Origin of the sequence: Burkholderia sp. SCN-KJ, from assembly GCF_024656005.1 — a bacterium.
GTDB lineage: Bacteria > Pseudomonadota > Gammaproteobacteria > Burkholderiales > Burkholderiaceae > Burkholderia.
Map to the genome: position 1 here is coordinate 20,478 of NZ_JANKOG010000032.1, position 14,653 is coordinate 35,130.

Below are 14,653 nucleotides of genomic sequence, written 5' to 3' on the forward strand. Positions count from 1 at the left end.
CCGGATATCCGCGCCGCCGCAGGCGGCCGCATTCGATGGAGCGACTAGATGGGTAAAAAGAACGCGCGGCCCGAGCCGGCCGCATCCCGGCCGAGCCGGAAAGAAGCCGAGGATGCCGTTCGCGTGCTGCTGCGCTGGGCCGGCGACGATCCCGCCCGCGAAGGCCTGCTCGACACGCCGGCGCGCGTCGTGCGCGCATACGAAGAGTTCTTCGCCGGCTATGCGCTGGAACCGCGCGACATCCTCGCGCGCACGTTCAGCGAAGTCGACGGCTACGACGAGATGATCGTGCTGAAGGACATCCGCTTCGAGAGCTACTGCGAGCACCACATGGTGCCGATCATCGGTCGCGCGCACGTCGCGTATCTGCCGAACCATCGCGTCGTCGGCATCTCGAAGCTCGCGCGCCTCGTCGACGCGTTCGCGAAGCGCCTGCAGATCCAGGAAAAGATGACCGTGCAGATCGCCGACACGCTGTTCGACGTGCTGCAGCCGAAAGGCGTCGGCGTGATCCTCGAAGCCGCGCACCAGTGCATCTCGACGCGCGGCATTCACAAGCCGGGGGTCGAGATGGTCACGTCGCGCATGCTCGGCACGTTCCGCACCGATCCGTCGACGCGGCGCGAATTCCTGTCGATCGTCGCGAATCCTTCTTCAGTCAACCTGACGAATACGTAATGCAGTCCACGAAGCAAGCGGCCCACGCGCCGGTCGTGCTCGTGACCGGCGCCGCGCGCCGGGCCGGGCGCGCGTTCGCCGAGTATTTCGCCGCGCACGGCTATCGCACCGCGGTCCACTACGACCGCTCCGCCGATGCCGCGCAGGCGGCGGCCCGCGCGATCGCCGAACGCGGGCATGATTCGGTCGCGTTGCAGGCCGACCTGTCGGATGCCGCGCAGATCACCGCACTGATCGACCAGGTCTATGCGCGCTTCGGCCGCCTCGACGTGCTGGTCAACAACGCGTCGGTGTTCTGGCAGGACCATTTCCCGAGCTTCGACCTCGCGGCATTCGACCAGGCGTGGGCCGTCAACTGCCGTGCGCCGATCCTGCTCACGCGCGCGTTCTACGAACGGGCCCGCGCGGCCGGCACGCAGGGCGTCGTCGTCAACGTGGTCGACCAGAAGATCAAGGAAAACTTCCACCGCGACCATTTCAGCTACACGGTCGCGAAGGCCGCGCTCGGCAACCTCACGCAGATGCTCGCGCTGTCGTCGTCGCCGGTGCTGCGCGTGAATGCGGTGTTCCCGGGGCTGATGCTGCCGAGCGACGACCAGACGCAGGCCGACTTCGAACACGCGAGCCGCGCGTCGACGCCGCTCGCGCGTATCGCCGGCCCCGACGACGTCGCGAGCGCGATCCTGCTGCTGACGGGCAGCGCGTACAACGGCGTGGATTTCGTTGTCGATGCGGGGCAGAACCTGATCCGCGTCGATCAGGACGTGCTCTACAAGCATCGCTCGCCGGCCGGCAAGCACTGACGAACCGGAGGTGCGGCGGCAGCCGTGCACCCGCTTGGCACATCGGTGTGCGGGTGTCGGCGCGCGCCTGCGCCTTCGCTGCGCCTGCGTCTTCGCCGCGCGAACGACAGTTTCGCCGTTCGCGCGCCGCGTTACGGCTTCTCGCCGCTGCCGCCTTCGCGGACCTTGCCCTGCGCGACGCTCGTGCCGGGCGGCACGCTGTGCGTGAGCCACACGTTGCCGCCGATCACCGAACCGCGCCCGATCGTCACGCGGCCGAGAATGGTCGCGCCCGCATAGATCACCACGTCGTCCTCGACGATCGGATGCCGCGCGTTGCCCTTCACCAGCGTGCCGTCACCATCGGCCGGGAAGCTCTTCGCGCCGAGCGTGACGGCCTGGTACACGCGCACGCGCTCGCCGATGATCGCGGTTTCGCCGATCACGACACCGGTGCCATGGTCGATGAAGAAGCTCGGGCCGATCTGCGCGCCCGGGTGAATGTCGATGCCGGTGGCCGAGTGCGCGATTTCATTGATGAAACGGGCGAGCAGCGGCACACCGAGTTGGTGCAGCGCATGCGCGAGCCGATGGTGCATCATCGCGAACACGCCGGGATAGCACAGCAGGATCTCGGTGATGTGCTGCGCGGCCGGATCGCCCGCGTAGGCAGCCTGGATGTCGCTGACCAGCAGCGCCCGAACCGCCGGCAACTGCCGGCCGAACTCGCGCGCGATCTCGAACGCGCGTTCGTCGAGTTCCGCGAACGGCGTGTCCGCATGCTCGGGCAGGAACGGCAGCGCACGGCGGATCTGTTCGGACAGGATCCGCAGCGTGCTTTCTAGCGTGTGGCCGACGTAGTAGTCGACGCTTTCGTCGGTCAGATCCGGCGCGCCGTAGTGCGTCGGGAACATCGACGCACGCAGGCCGGTGACGATCTTGCAGATCGCGTCGCGCGACGGCAGCTCGCGGATGCCGCGCGGATGACGCGTGCGGTGAAGTTCCTCGCGCGATTCGCGCAAGCCGGCAACGATTTCTTCGAGGCCCCACTGACGGGCGGGTGATGTCGACATATGCCAATGCAGGCAGCCGCGCGCGATCGCACGGCCGCTAATAAAGTGACGGGTTCCGCAAGATTACCGCGTTTTCGCCGGGCAGCGGCACGCCGGGGGATCGGCCGGACGGCCGCCGCTGCCGCCGCGCGACGGCGTCAGATCGTGACGCTGCTCGCGTCGATCCATCGCACGGCCCAGTCGCGCGCATGCGCGATCGCATCGCCTTCGTCGTTGAACTGGAGCTCGCTCGGGAAAAAACGGTTCGCGACGAGTTCCCCGTCACTCGATCGGGAGATCACGACGTAGGGCTTGAACGACCCGTCAGTGGCGCGCGCGGGCGCGCAATTCAACAGATAACCGCGGTGCGTGAAGGCAGTAGTCGCTTGCATGAATCCGCCACCTCTAGTCCCTTTGCTTGTTGTTCGCTACCCGTCTCTAAGGGTGCTGCGGCGCCCGGTGCGGGCAGAGTCGGCGCGTACTGCATCCCCTGTCGCCGCTTCGCAGGAAAAGAATCATACTCTGTAGAAAACGGGTGTTCTAGCTGAAATAAATCATGACAAATCAGTGCGCGCCACGCGACCGCGGCGATCGCCCGCGCACCATTTTTCCCGTCTCGCCCGGAACGGGATTTGCTTCGATCCGGAGCGCTACGCCGCCAGGAGAGCCGTGATGGAAACGTCAGCTCAAGCGCACGCCGCGCATCCGCGCAGCATCGAACTCGACAACGACGACACGCACGACAGCACCGTCGACACCGACGGCAAGAATCGCGAGGCGGCGCGTCTCGCGAGCGGCGGCCCCTTCCCGCCCGACCAGATCACGGGCAGCAACGCGTCGCTCGTCAACGCGATGCCCGAGGCCGGCGACGGCCTCGCCGGCTTCGACAGCCGGCCGGGCGGCAATCATCCGGCGTTCGCGCTGCGGGCCGGCTACATGGTGATCGAAAAGGGGTTCGACGCGCCGTCGCACGCGGGCGACGCGCCGTACGGCCCGGTTCACCGGATGTACGGCAGCGCGTACTCGCCCGGCCACGGACGCCGGCCGGAACGGGTGATCGAAATCACCGCGGTGCCGCGGTAACGCACGCGGCGTTTGAATCGGTCGTTCGTTTGGCGGGTTGAAGGGCGCCGACGGCCGATGGCGGCGGATCGGCGTGCGCGTTCGCGCGCCGGCCGGTCGTTCGGTGCGCAGGCAGTGCGATCTTCAGAAGCGGCGCTGGAATCGATATCAGCGCCCGGTTCGGGTTCGGCACGCGGGATTTCGCGACGTCGATGCATCTGCGTTGATCGAAGTCACGTCATCGCGATACGGATGCGATTCAATGCCCAATCGCGACCGCCGGCACGTCGCTGCAAAGTCCCTGCCGTTGGTTTACCCTGCCTCGCAGCGACGCACGGCCGGCCCGGCCGTTCGGCCGACTTCCGTTCAATCCGCCACTTGGAGACACTATGTACAAGCGCATTCTGGTTGCCATCGACGGCAGCGACACCGCACGCCACGCGTTCGATGCCGCCCTCGCGCTCGCGAAGGAGCACGGTGCCGAACTGCAGCCGTTCTACGTCGTCGAAAACGCCGCGATCTACTACAACGTGCCGGGCTACGACCCGTCCGTGCTGCGCGATCAGCTCATCGCGCAAGGCAATGCGCTCGCGGCGGATTTCAAGAAGCTGATGCAGGCGGCCGGCGTGAAGGGCGAGACGCTGACGAGCGAGGCGTCGTCGCTCAACGACGTGTCGACGCTGATCCTCGACGGTGCGAAAGCGTTCGGCGCCGACCTCCTCGTGCTCGGCACGCACGGCCGACGCGGGTTCCGCCGCCTCGTGCTCGGCAGCATCGCCGAACAGTGCGTGCGGCATGCGACGCTGCCGGTGCTGCTGATCCCGGCCGCCGCGCATACGGACGATCAGGAAGGCTGAGCGGTGTCGGCATCGGCGTGCGCGGCGCACCACGCACGCGCAGCGGCATGCCTGCACGCAGGCCGCTGCGATGCCCGCGGCAGGTGCGCGGCATGTGCGCGCGGTCGCGACGTTTTGTCGCCCGACAGCGGCAACTTGCGGTGGGACAATGATTCCGTCGATTCAATGCCGGAGTAAACGATCATGTTGACGCCCGTCGCCACACGCCCCGCCGTTCCGTCCCACGCAGGCACCTGGGCGCCCCGCCAGGCCCCGCACTGCTCGTCGTGCGCCATGCGGCACCTGTGCATGCCGCAGGGCCTCGCACCCGACGCGCTCAGCCGCCTCGAATCGGTCATCTGCGCGGCACGCCCGGTCAAGCGCGGCGAAGCGCTGTTCCGCGAAGGCGACACCTTCGACAACCTGTACGCCGTGCGCTCGGGTTCGCTGAAAACCGTCGCCACGCGCCACGACGGCCGCGAGCAGGTCACCGGCCTGCACCTGGCGGGCGAGGCGCTCGGCCTCGACGGCATCTGCGACGACACGCACCCGCGCACCGCGGTCGCGCTGGAAGACAGCTCGGTCTGCGTGATTCCGTACAGCGCGCTCAAGTCGCTGTGCTCGGAAGCCGGCACGATGCAGCTGCGCATGCACAAGCTGATGAGCGAGCAGATCGTGCGCGAAACGTCGCAGACCATGCTGCTCGGTTCGCTGAACGCCGAAGAGCGCGTCGCCGCATTCCTGCTCGACGTGTCGGCGCGCTACCTGAAGCGCGGTTACTCGCCGTCGGAATTCAACCTGCGGATGACGCGCGAGGACATCGGCAGCTACCTCGGCATGACGCTCGAAACGGTCAGCCGCACACTGTCGAAGTTCCAGAAGCGCGGCCTGATCGAAATGCACGGCCGCCTCGTGCAGATCGTCGACTTCGACGGCCTGCACCACGTCTGACCCCGCGCGGCGCGTCACCTGCGCGCCGCCGCCCGCCACGATCCGCCACGATCCGCCACGATCCGCCACGATCCGCCGCGCCCGTCTCGATCAGTCGAGAAACAGCGCGGCGCGCGCCTTCAGTGCCGCGCTGAAGTCGTCGAGCCAGCCGATCGACAGGCGCCAGCTCTGCCAGTACAGCTCGATATCGACGGTCCGCCCGCGCGACATGTCGACCAGTTCGCCCGCCGCCAGCTGGCGATCGACCATCCGGTCCGGGCACATCCCCCATCCCAGCCCCGTTTCGCAAGCGCGCAGGTAGCCCGCGACGTGCGGGATCCAGTGTTGCGGCGGATCGAGATCCGCGCGCGTCACGCGCCGGATGAAGCGCGCCTGCAAGCCGTCCTTCGAATTGAACATCACGCACGGCGCGCGGCGCAGCGCATCGCGCGTGATGCCCGCACCAAAATAGCGCGCGTAAAACGCCGGCGAACACACCGCGCGATAGCGGATGCGCCCGAGCCGCGTCGACCGGCATCCCTGGATCGGCTCGGCCTGCGCTGTTACCGCGCCCTGCACGCTGCCGTCGCGAATCCGCGCGGCCGTATGGTCCTGGTCGTCGATCACGAGGTCGAGCAAGGTCTCGCGCTCGGTGCAGAACGGCCCGACCGCATCGATGAACCAGGTCGCGACGCTGTCGTCGTTGACGGCCACGCGCAACGTCGGCCATGCGCTCGCGATCTGGCCCGGCAAGGCAGGCATCCGGCCGCCTAGTTCGGCCTCGAGCAACTGCACGCGCTCCGTATGCCGGCACAGCAGCGCACCCGACGTCGTCGCGACGCACGGCTGCCCGCGCTTGACGAGCACGCTGCCGACGCGCTCCTCCAGCAGTTTCACGCGCTGCGATACCGCCGACGGCGTGACGTTCAGCTCCTTGGCCGCCCGCTCGAACGAACCGTGCCGGATCACCGCCGCGAGGGCATCGAGCAATGCGTAGTCGAGCATTAGATTTCCTTAATCTGCATTAGGTGAATTAGCTTCTCTTATGTTGCAGCTGGCCGCAGACTAGCGCCAACCGATTCACCCGTCTACTGCGTCACCGCTCCCCATCATGAACTGGATCGCTTTTTCCCACGGCGCCGCCCTGTGCGGGTCGCTCATCGTCACCATCGGCGCGCAGAACGCATTCGTGCTCCGGCAAGGCATCATGCGCTCGCATGTCGGCAAGATCGTGCTGCTGTGCGCGCTGTCCGACATGATCCTGATCGGCGCGGGCGTCGGCGGCGCGTCGGTCCTCGTCGAACGCTATCCGACCTTCGTCCACGCGGTGCTGTACGTCGGCCTCGCGTATCTCGCATGGTTCGGCTTCAACGCGCTGCGTCGCGCGTTCAAGCCGGGACACGCAACGCTCGACGTGCGCGGCGACGCCGTCGCGCCGCCGCCGCAGAGCGCGGTCGCGATCGTGCTGATGACGCTCGCGTTCACGTGGCTCAACCCGCACGTGTATCTCGATACGTTCCTGCTGATCGGCACGGCCGGTGCGCGGGAGCCGGAAGGCACGCGGCTGGCGTTCGCGATCGGCGCGATGTCGGTCAGCGTCGTGTGGTTCCTCGGCCTCGGATACGGTGCGCGGCTGCTCGCGCCGTGGTTCCGCAAGGCCGTCGCGTGGCGCGTGCTGGACGGCGCGATCGGCAGCATGGTGCTGTTCCTGGCGGCCGTGCAGTTGCGATAACGGCCTCCGTGAATGATCGATCGCGGGCGGCAACTTGCCGCCCTTTTTTCGTTCCGCTCCGGCGAAGCGGTCCGTTCTGCCCATCTCTCCGGTTGCGGCGCCCGGCCGCAACAAAATTCGGTTCCCGATCGAACGCGGCGGCACGAATGACCCACGCAGCGGACGATGCGTCCGCCGTCCGCTGCAATTCCTCCGTCTTCACGGCCGCGCGCCCGCTGCACGAATCCGGTCGATCGGCGAGAATGTTCCAGCGTCCCGCGACAACGGCGAACGTGCTTCACCCGACCGCCGTCCCGTCACGCTTATCCCGGCCAATCCCGTCGTTCCAACCCGTCACCCGTCAGATTCCGGAGAGCAACATGGCACTACGCACCCTCGGCACCTCGGACATCCAGGTTTCCCCGCTCGCCTTCGGCGGCAACGTCTTCGGCTGGACCGTCGACGAAAACGCATCGTTTGCGCTGCTCGACGCGCTCGCCGACACCGGCATCAACTTCATCGACACGGCCGACGTCTATTCGGCCTGGGCGCCCGGCAACCGCGGCGGCGAATCGGAGACGATCATCGGCAAGTGGCTGAAGCGTTCCGGCAAGCGCGACCAGGTCGTGATCGCGACCAAGGTCGGCCTGCTCGACGCGCGTGCGGGCCTCACGAAAGACAACATCCTGAAGGCCGCCGACGATTCGCTGCGCCGCCTGCAGACCGACTACATCGACCTGTATTTTTCGCACCGCGATCTGGCCGACACGGCCCCGCTCGAAGAAACGCTCGCCGCATACCAGGCGCTGATCGACGCGGGCAAGGTGCGCATCATCGGCGCGTCGAACTACAGTGGCGCGCGCCTGCGCGAAGCCGCCGACATCAGCAAGCGCGACGGCCTGCCCGCGTACCAGGTGATCCAGCCGGAATACAACCTGATCAACCGCGCCGACTACGAGCGCGATCTCGAGCCGGTCGTGCGCGACCTGAAGCTCGGCGTCGTCAACTACTACGCGCTCGCGAGCGGCTTCCTGTCGGGCAAGTACCGCAGCGAGGCCGACCTGAAGAAGAGCGTGCGCGGCGATCGCGTCTCCCGCTATCTCGATGCGCGCGGACTGCGCATTCTCGCGGCGCTCGACGATGTGTCGGCGAAGCACGGTACGCAGCCGGCCGCGATCGCGCTCGCGTGGCAGATCGCGCGGCCGACGATCACCGCGCCGATCGCGAGCGCGACGTCGCTCGAACAGCTCGCGCTGCTCGGCGAGGCGATCCGTGTGCGGCTCGACGATGAGGACATTCGGAAGATCGACGCGGCCAGCGCGGTCTGACGTCGCGTACAAGCAGATGACGGTTTGAATCGCGGCGTTTCGCGCTTCAAGCCGCCGGTGCGAAGCGCGGGTGACGCGAACAGGGATGTCGGCATCGCTCACCCCGCGCGCGCGGGAAGCGCGCAGCGAATCACTCGACCACCGCGCAGCTTCAACGAGATGATCCGGCAGCACGCGACTTTTATTCCGTATAACGAAGTATCTGCGCGCCTCACCGTTCGATCCGAACCGAACAACATACCCCGAACACGCCCGCACGTTTTGCCTTTCCCGGCCATATTCGTTGACTCACACGGACATCCGGCCGCAACGCGCCGCCGCAAGCGCATCCCGGGCCCGCCCCGGGTCTTTCACCGATTGACCGCGCCCGCCGGCGTATCCGAGACTGCGCCGCTCGGGCGGTCATTGGGAGAACGTCATGCCGGACATCAGCACGGGAATCGTGTCGATCTCGACGCGCGCCGTACGCGGCGACGAACGCGTCGACTTCTGGGTCGACCATGTCGCCCGCTCGCTCGTGCGCATCGAATGCAGCGGCAAATCGTCCGAAGGCATCGACGCGTCGCTGCGCAAGCGCGACCTCGGGCTGCTGGGCGTGTGCGACATCGTCGCGAACCGGCATGCGGTGGTGCGCACGCCGCACAACATCCACGCGGACCCGCGCGAGGCCGTGTTCGTGTGCCTGATGCACGAAGGGCAGGGCTATACGTTCCAGGACGTCGAGTGCATCCAGCATGCGCCCGGCGACATCGTGCTGTACGACACGTCGATGCCGTACGGTCACGGCTTTCCCGCGAACATGGCGATGACCGTGCTCGACGTGCCGCGCGACGTGTTCGAAGCGCACGTCGGCCCGTGGCGCTATCGCAGCGTCGTCAAGATCGACCGCGGCGACGGCGTCACGTCGTGGGCCGCGCGGCAGCTCTACGCACTGCTCGCCGAACCGCACGAATCGATGCCCACCGCGCGCGAACGGCGCGCCGCCGCGATGCTCGACCTGATGCAGTCGATGCTGCGGCTGCGCGACGGCGACGCGTCGCCGACCAAGTCGACCGTCCACACGCTGTCGCGCGCGAAGGCATTCATCGACAGCCATCTCGCCGACGACGATCTCGACACCCGGTCGGTCAGCCGCGCGATCAACCTGTCGCCGCGCCAGCTCGCGCGCATCTTCGAAATCGAAGGGATGCCGCTCACGCGCTACATCCTCGCGCGGCGTCTCGAACGCTGCCGCGCCGACCTGCGCGACCGCTCGCTGAAGCACCTGACGGTCAGCGAAATCGCGTTCCGCTGGGGCTTCAACAACAGCGCGCACTTCAGCCGCAGCTATCGCGCGCGCTTCGGCGAGACGCCGAGCGACACGCGCATGCCGGGCAACCCGCGCTAGCCGCTCGTCGCCGGGTTCTCCCGCTGCGCAATCCACGGCCAACGGTAAGCGCAACGAAATAGCTGCATGAGCCGCCGCGGCGCCCCGCCGTGTCCGCGCGAAGCAAGCTCGGCGTCCGCCCCGGTCAAACGGGGACACGCGCCCGTCGCTAAGCTGGCTTCCTGCGCGGCGGTGCTCGTGCCGCCGCCTGACAGCGAGGAGACAAAGCGGGATGGAGACGTACGACCATATCGTCGTCGGCGGCGGTTCGGCCGGCTGCACGGTGGCACATCGACTGGTGAAGGCCGGCAGGCGCGTGCTGCTGCTCGAGGACGGACCGAAGGACGACAGCCTGTTCATCCGGATTCCGGCGACGTTCATCCGCGTGCTCGGCACGCAGCGCACGGTCACGTTCGAAAGCGAGCCGCAGGCCGGCGCGGCGGGACGCAGGACCTACGTGCCGCAGGGCCGCACGCTCGGCGGCGGCAGTTCGGTCAACGCGATGCTGTACGTGCGCGGCACGCGCGCCGACTACGACGAATGGGCCGCGCTCGGCTGCACGGGCTGGCGCTGGAGCGACGTGCTGCCGGTGTTCAAGCGCGCCGAGTCGCACCTGCGGCTGTCCGAGCCGTTCCACGGCACCGACGGGCCGCTGAAGGTCGGCGACACGCGCTTCCGGCATCCGCTGAGCCTCGCGTTCGTGAAGGCCGCGCAGGAAACCGGCATCGCGTACAACGACGATTTCAACGGCGCCGCGCAGCACGGCGCCGGCTTCTACCACACGACGATTTTCGACGGGCAGCGCGGCAGCACCGCGGCCACCTATCTCGCCGACGCGCTCGGCCACCCGAACCTGCGCGTGCTGACCGGCTGCCGCGTGACCCGCGTGCGCTTCGACGGCCGGCGCGCGACCGGCGTCGAATGGCGGATGGAGAACGGCGCGACCGGCTCGGCCACCGCGCGCGGCGACGTGGTACTCGCCGCCGGCGCGCTCAGTACGCCGAAGCTGCTGATGCTGTCGGGCATCGGGCCCGGCGCGCACCTGCGCGCGCACGACATCGACGTGCTGCACGACAGCCCGGAAGTCGGCGCGAATTACCAGGACCATCTCGAAGTCTCGATCTACGGCCATAGCCACGCGCCGGTCAGCCTGTTCGGCGAGGATCGCGGGCTGAAGGCGCTGCGACACGGGCTGCAATGGATGCTGACCCGCACGGGCCTTCTGACGTCGAACGTCGTCGAATCCGGCGCGTTCGTCGATACGACCGGCAGCGGCCGCCCGGACATCCAGTTCCACGTGCTGCCGACGCTCGTCGGCGACGTCGATCGCGAACCGCTGCCGGGCCACGGCCTGTCGATCAATCCGTGCCTGTTGCGGCCGCGTTCGCGCGGCTCGGTGCAACTGCGCGGCAACGATCCAGCCGTGCCGATCCGGTTCGACAGCGGCGCACTGTCGGATCCGGCGGACGTCGACGGCCTCGTGCGCGGCGTCGCGCTCGCGCGGAAGATCATCCGCGCGCCGTCGCTCGCCCGCATCGTCCGCGAAGCCGAAGCGCTGACCGACGACGCGCTGGCCGACTATGTGCGGCGCCGCGCGAAAACCGTCTATCACCCGACCGGCACCTGCCGGATGGGGAGCGACGAAACCGCGGTCGTGACGCCGCGTCTCGCGGTGCAAGGGATCGACGGATTGCGGATCTGCGACGCGTCGGTGATGCCGCGCATCGTATCGGGCAATACGAACGCGCCGACGATCATGATCGCGGAACGCTGTGCCGAGTTCATGCTTGCGGAGTGACGCAGCGGCTCACGCCGCGACCTGCATGCAATGAAAACGAAAGCGGCGCGTGAGCCACGCGCCGCACCGGCATCGGTTTCGCTGCTTCAGCGTCAAGCGCTGCGCAGCGCCATCGGCGACGCACCGTAGCGCTCGCGAATCGCACGGCTGAAGTGCGCCTGGCTGGAGAAGCCCCACCGAAACGCGATCTCGCCGATGCTCGTCTTGCGCAGGCGCGCGTCGGTCAGCTCGCGATGCGCATGCGTCAGCCGCTCGGACCAGATGTGCTGCGTGATCGACTCGCCTTCGGCCGCGAAGAGCCGGCCCAGGTGCCGCAACGACAGCCCGACCGCATCGGCGACCGCCTGCGGCCCGAGCTCCGGATCGCCGAGATGCGTCGCGATGTACTGCTTCGCGGTCAGCAGGTACGACAGCGACGCGCGCGATGCGCCTGCGCCGTTCACTTCCGCGTCGATGAGTTCCGCGACCAGCATGCGCGTGTGTTCGACGAAGCGCGCGGCGTCGTCTTCGACCGGCGCCTTCATGAAGCGCTCGACGCTCGCGCGCAGTGTCGCGCCGAGCATCGCGCCTGCGCCCGGTTTCGGCGCGATCCGCAGCGGCAGCGCCGCCAGCTCCGCGTCGAATCGATCGTCGAACGTGGCAATCGGGATATCGATCAGCAATTGCCGCATCGGCGTCAGGAATCCGAACAGATAGGGCACGCGCGTGTCGTACACGACGACGTCGCCGGCTTCCGCGAGCAGGCAGCGCTCGCGCTGGATGAAATACGCGCGACCGCTCAGGATCTGGCACGCAAACAGCGACTCCTTCGGCAACTGGCGCACCAGCGCGGGGCTGCGCTCGATCACGTGATCGCGGCCGCTGATGTCGGCCACGCCGAGCCCCGGCAGCGCGAGATCGGTCTTCTCGACCTCGAGCCCCGCCGGCGACAGCGACGAGCAGCGCAGGCCGACCAGCGTCGCGGCGTTGAACGCATCCCAGTAGTCCATCCGGTCGCGCACCGGCACGTCGGCCGTCGAGCCGCGCGTGCATGAAAGAACGGTCGAATTCGTCACGTCGCCTCCTGCGGGCGCCTGTCGTGCGGAGCGGCACGGATTGGGGGATGGTTCTTGTGATTACAGGTGCGGCGCGATGTCCGGCCCGCGATGTCCGGCCCGATCAAGCAATTCGTCCAGCCCAGTCAAGAGCGGCGCGCACTGGCTGGCTAAAGTCGACCCCACGACACCTAACCACAAGGAGACGAACCGTGGTCGACCAAGCCGTATCCGAATTCTGGCAAAACATCGCGCCGATTGCCAATCCGTTGAAGCCCGATGCGCTGCCGGAAGCGTACATCCCGAACGCGGCGACCGAGGACGCGCGCTATTACGTTCCGTTCACCGAAACGGTTTCGTCGCGGCCGCTGTGGATCTCGCCGTCGCAGAACAAATGGTGCGACATCCTGATGGCGAAGGAAGCCGGGCTCGTGAACCGGCACTACCACCCGCACGAGGTGTTCGCTTACACGCTGTCCGGCAAGTGGGGCTACCTGGAGCACGAATGGACCGCGACGCGCGGCGATTTCGTGTATGAAACGCCCGGCGAAGGCCACACGCTCGTCGCGTTCGATCATCCGGAACCGATGCGCGCGTTCTTCATCGTCAAGGGCCCGCTGATCTGGCTCGACGACGAAGGCAACCCCGACGGCTACTTCGACGTGCATTCGTACATCGCGATGTGCAAGGCGCATTACGAGAAGGTCGGCCTCGGCGCGCACGCGATCGAGAAGCTGTTCCGCTGACGCGCGACGAGGCCGCCCATGACATCCCGCCCTTCCCCCAAACTCGCATGGACGTACGAGAACAGGCTGCTGCTGATCCTGTTCATGACGTTCGGCTTCGTGTTCTTCGACCGCCTCGCGCTGTCGTTCCTGTTCCCGTTCATGTCGGCCGAACTGCACCTGTCGAACACGCAGCTCGGCATGGTGTCGTCCGCGCTCGCGCTCACATGGGCGCTGTCGGGCGCCGCGACCGGCGCGTGGTCCGATGCGCGCGGCACGCGCAAGCCGCTGTTGATCGCGGCCGTGCTCGGCTTCTCCGTGTGTTCGGCGCTGTCGGGGCTCGTCGGCGGCTTCGCGAGCCTGATCGCGTTCCGCGCGCTGATGGGCATCGCCGAAGGCCCCGTGTTGCCGCTGTCGCAATCGCTGATGGTCGAGAGCTCGACGCCGAGCCGCCGCGGGCTGAACATGGGTCTGCTGCAGGGCTCGGCCGCCGGCCTGCTCGGCGCGATGATCGGCCCGCCCGTCGTGATCGGCATCGCGACCGCCTACGGCTGGCGCGAGGCGTTCTACGTGTCGTGCCTTCCCGGCTTCCTGATCGCGTTCTGCATCTGGCGCTGGGTGCGCGAAGTGCCGCCCGGCGGCGTACGGCACGCCCACGCCGAAGGCGCGGCCACGCACGGTACACAGACGGCCGGCGGCACCGCGATCGACCGCTGGGCGCTGCTGAAGGAACGCAACATCCTGCTCTGCGTGCTGATCAGCTGCTTCTTCCTCACGTGGTTCATCGTGATCATCTCGTTCGCGCCGGTCTTCCTCGTCGAGAGCCGTCACCTGTCCCCGGCCGACATGGGCGTCGTGATGACGTGCCTCGGCGCCGCATGGGTGTTCTGGGGCTTCGCGGTGCCGGCGATCTCCGACCGGATCGGCCGCAAGCCGACGATGATCGCATTCGCGCTGGTCGCCGCCGTCTGCCCGATCGTGATGATCCACGTCGATTCGCTCTGGGCGCTCGGCGCGCTCGTGTTCGTCACGTACACCGGCCTCGGCTGCTTCACGCTGTTCATGGCGACGATCCCGGCCGAAACGGTGCCGCCCCGCGCGATCGCCAGCGCGCTCGGCCTGATCATGGGCGCGGGCGAGCTGATCGGCGGCTTCGTCGCGCCGACCGTCGCGGGCTTCGCGGCCGACAAGTACGGCCTGCAGTGCGCGATGTGGACGTCGGCCGCCGGCGCGATCCTCGCGTGCGTGCTGTCGTTCGGCCTCGTCGAAACAGCACCCGCGGTGCTGCGCAAGCGCGCGCCCGCCGATGCCGCTCCCCGTCTCGATACGCAAAACCTCGGAGGACGCTGAC

Annotated in this window: 15 protein-coding genes; 11 read left to right on the forward strand and 4 right to left on the reverse strand. The window is 67.8% G+C overall.

The features are described 5' to 3' along the window. Positions 1-48: 48 nt before the first annotated feature. Positions 49-678, forward strand: coding sequence for a GTP cyclohydrolase I FolE (gene folE / locus NQV17_RS33155; RefSeq protein WP_257775495.1), 630 nt, complete (start codon positions 49-51; stop codon positions 676-678). Further along, positions 678-1,481, forward strand: a complete 804-nt coding sequence (locus NQV17_RS33160; RefSeq protein ID WP_044846462.1) for an SDR family oxidoreductase — start codon at positions 678-680, stop codon at positions 1,479-1,481. Before folE ends, NQV17_RS33160 begins: the two co-directional genes overlap by 1 nt. Before the next feature lie 131 nt (positions 1,482-1,612). Here the strand turns inward: NQV17_RS33160 and epsC are convergent, their stop codons facing one another. Both epsC and NQV17_RS33170 read right to left on the reverse strand, forming a co-directional pair. Beyond that, entirely contained in the window at positions 1,613-2,533 is a 921-nt protein-coding gene (gene epsC / locus NQV17_RS33165; RefSeq protein WP_124524118.1) for a serine O-acetyltransferase EpsC, read from the reverse strand. A 137-nt stretch (positions 2,534-2,670) separates the two neighbouring features. Further along, the gene (locus NQV17_RS33170; protein ID WP_044846464.1) at positions 2,671-2,904 is read right to left on the reverse strand and encodes a hypothetical protein; all 234 of its coding nucleotides are present in this window, start codon (positions 2,902-2,904) and stop codon (positions 2,671-2,673) included. A gap of 280 nt (positions 2,905-3,184) precedes the next feature. Here NQV17_RS33170 and NQV17_RS33175 point away from each other — a divergent pair, with 280 nt between their 5' ends. The 3 genes from NQV17_RS33175 (at position 3,185) to fnr (ending at position 5,361) form a co-directional block, all read left to right on the forward strand. Next, positions 3,185-3,595, forward strand: coding sequence for a DUF3005 domain-containing protein (locus tag NQV17_RS33175; protein WP_257775496.1), 411 nt, complete (start codon positions 3,185-3,187; stop codon positions 3,593-3,595). Positions 3,596-3,963: 368 nt separating this feature from the next. After that, complete coding sequence (locus tag NQV17_RS33180; protein WP_257775497.1) at positions 3,964-4,431, forward strand: universal stress protein; 468 nt, start codon at positions 3,964-3,966, stop codon at positions 4,429-4,431. A gap of 183 nt (positions 4,432-4,614) precedes the next feature. After that, positions 4,615-5,361 (forward strand): fumarate/nitrate reduction transcriptional regulator Fnr, encoded by a 747-nt coding sequence (gene fnr, locus NQV17_RS33185; protein WP_044846467.1) that lies wholly within the window; start codon positions 4,615-4,617, stop codon positions 5,359-5,361. Positions 5,362-5,451: 90 nt separating this feature from the next. Here the strand turns inward: fnr and NQV17_RS33190 are convergent, their stop codons facing one another. Next, the gene (locus NQV17_RS33190; protein WP_124617455.1) at positions 5,452-6,345 is read right to left on the reverse strand and encodes a LysR family transcriptional regulator ArgP; all 894 of its coding nucleotides are present in this window, start codon (positions 6,343-6,345) and stop codon (positions 5,452-5,454) included. A 106-nt stretch (positions 6,346-6,451) separates the two neighbouring features. Here NQV17_RS33190 and NQV17_RS33195 point away from each other — a divergent pair, with 106 nt between their 5' ends. From NQV17_RS33195 to NQV17_RS33210, 4 genes are all read left to right on the forward strand, one after another. Next, positions 6,452-7,072, forward strand: coding sequence for a LysE/ArgO family amino acid transporter (locus NQV17_RS33195; protein WP_044846469.1), 621 nt, complete (start codon positions 6,452-6,454; stop codon positions 7,070-7,072). A gap of 359 nt (positions 7,073-7,431) precedes the next feature. Next, entirely contained in the window at positions 7,432-8,379 is a 948-nt protein-coding gene (locus NQV17_RS33200) for an aldo/keto reductase (protein WP_257775498.1), read from the forward strand. A 418-nt stretch (positions 8,380-8,797) separates the two neighbouring features. Continuing rightward, positions 8,798-9,766, forward strand: a complete 969-nt coding sequence (locus NQV17_RS33205; RefSeq protein ID WP_257775499.1) for a helix-turn-helix domain-containing protein — start codon at positions 8,798-8,800, stop codon at positions 9,764-9,766. A gap of 187 nt (positions 9,767-9,953) precedes the next feature. After that, positions 9,954-11,543 carry a GMC family oxidoreductase gene (locus tag NQV17_RS33210; protein WP_374692787.1) on the forward strand — a complete coding sequence of 530 codons (1,590 nt, stop codon included), beginning with the start codon at positions 9,954-9,956 and terminating at the stop codon, positions 11,541-11,543. A 92-nt stretch (positions 11,544-11,635) separates the two neighbouring features. Here the strand turns inward: NQV17_RS33210 and NQV17_RS33215 are convergent, their stop codons facing one another. After that, positions 11,636-12,598, reverse strand: coding sequence for a helix-turn-helix domain-containing protein (locus NQV17_RS33215; RefSeq protein WP_257775501.1), 963 nt, complete (start codon positions 12,596-12,598; stop codon positions 11,636-11,638). A 191-nt stretch (positions 12,599-12,789) separates the two neighbouring features. Between NQV17_RS33215 and NQV17_RS33220 the strand changes: the two genes are divergently transcribed. Continuing rightward, positions 12,790-13,323: a 2,4'-dihydroxyacetophenone dioxygenase family protein gene (locus NQV17_RS33220; RefSeq protein WP_257775502.1), complete on the forward strand. Its 534-nt coding sequence runs from the start codon at positions 12,790-12,792 to the stop codon at positions 13,321-13,323. Positions 13,324-13,341: 18 nt separating this feature from the next. Then, complete coding sequence (locus tag NQV17_RS33225; RefSeq protein ID WP_257775503.1) at positions 13,342-14,652, forward strand: MFS transporter; 1,311 nt, start codon at positions 13,342-13,344, stop codon at positions 14,650-14,652. The last annotated feature ends 1 nt before the right edge of the window (position 14,653 follow it).

Bases quoted from the DNA above. Each gene is read 5' to 3' on its own strand.
- fnr (WP_044846467.1), top strand. From the start codon at position 4,615: ATGTTGACGCCCGTCGCCACACGCCCCGCCGTTCCGTCCCACGCAGGC.
- NQV17_RS33170 (WP_044846464.1), bottom strand. From the start codon at position 2,904: ATGCAAGCGACTACTGCCTTCACGCACCGCGGTTATCTGTTGAATTGC.
- NQV17_RS33225 (WP_257775503.1), top strand. From the start codon at position 13,342: ATGACATCCCGCCCTTCCCCCAAACTCGCATGGACGTACGAGAACAGG.
- epsC (WP_124524118.1), bottom strand. From the start codon at position 2,533: ATGTCGACATCACCCGCCCGTCAGTGGGGCCTCGAAGAAATCGTTGCC.
- NQV17_RS33195 (WP_044846469.1), top strand. From the start codon at position 6,452: ATGAACTGGATCGCTTTTTCCCACGGCGCCGCCCTGTGCGGGTCGCTC.
- NQV17_RS33200 (WP_257775498.1), top strand. From the start codon at position 7,432: ATGGCACTACGCACCCTCGGCACCTCGGACATCCAGGTTTCCCCGCTC.
- NQV17_RS33180 (WP_257775497.1), top strand. From the start codon at position 3,964: ATGTACAAGCGCATTCTGGTTGCCATCGACGGCAGCGACACCGCACGC.
- NQV17_RS33205 (WP_257775499.1), top strand. From the start codon at position 8,798: ATGCCGGACATCAGCACGGGAATCGTGTCGATCTCGACGCGCGCCGTA.
- NQV17_RS33175 (WP_257775496.1), top strand. From the start codon at position 3,185: ATGGAAACGTCAGCTCAAGCGCACGCCGCGCATCCGCGCAGCATCGAA.
- folE (WP_257775495.1), top strand. From the start codon at position 49: ATGGGTAAAAAGAACGCGCGGCCCGAGCCGGCCGCATCCCGGCCGAGC.
- NQV17_RS33160 (WP_044846462.1), top strand. From the start codon at position 678: ATGCAGTCCACGAAGCAAGCGGCCCACGCGCCGGTCGTGCTCGTGACC.
- NQV17_RS33190 (WP_124617455.1), bottom strand. From the start codon at position 6,345: ATGCTCGACTACGCATTGCTCGATGCCCTCGCGGCGGTGATCCGGCAC.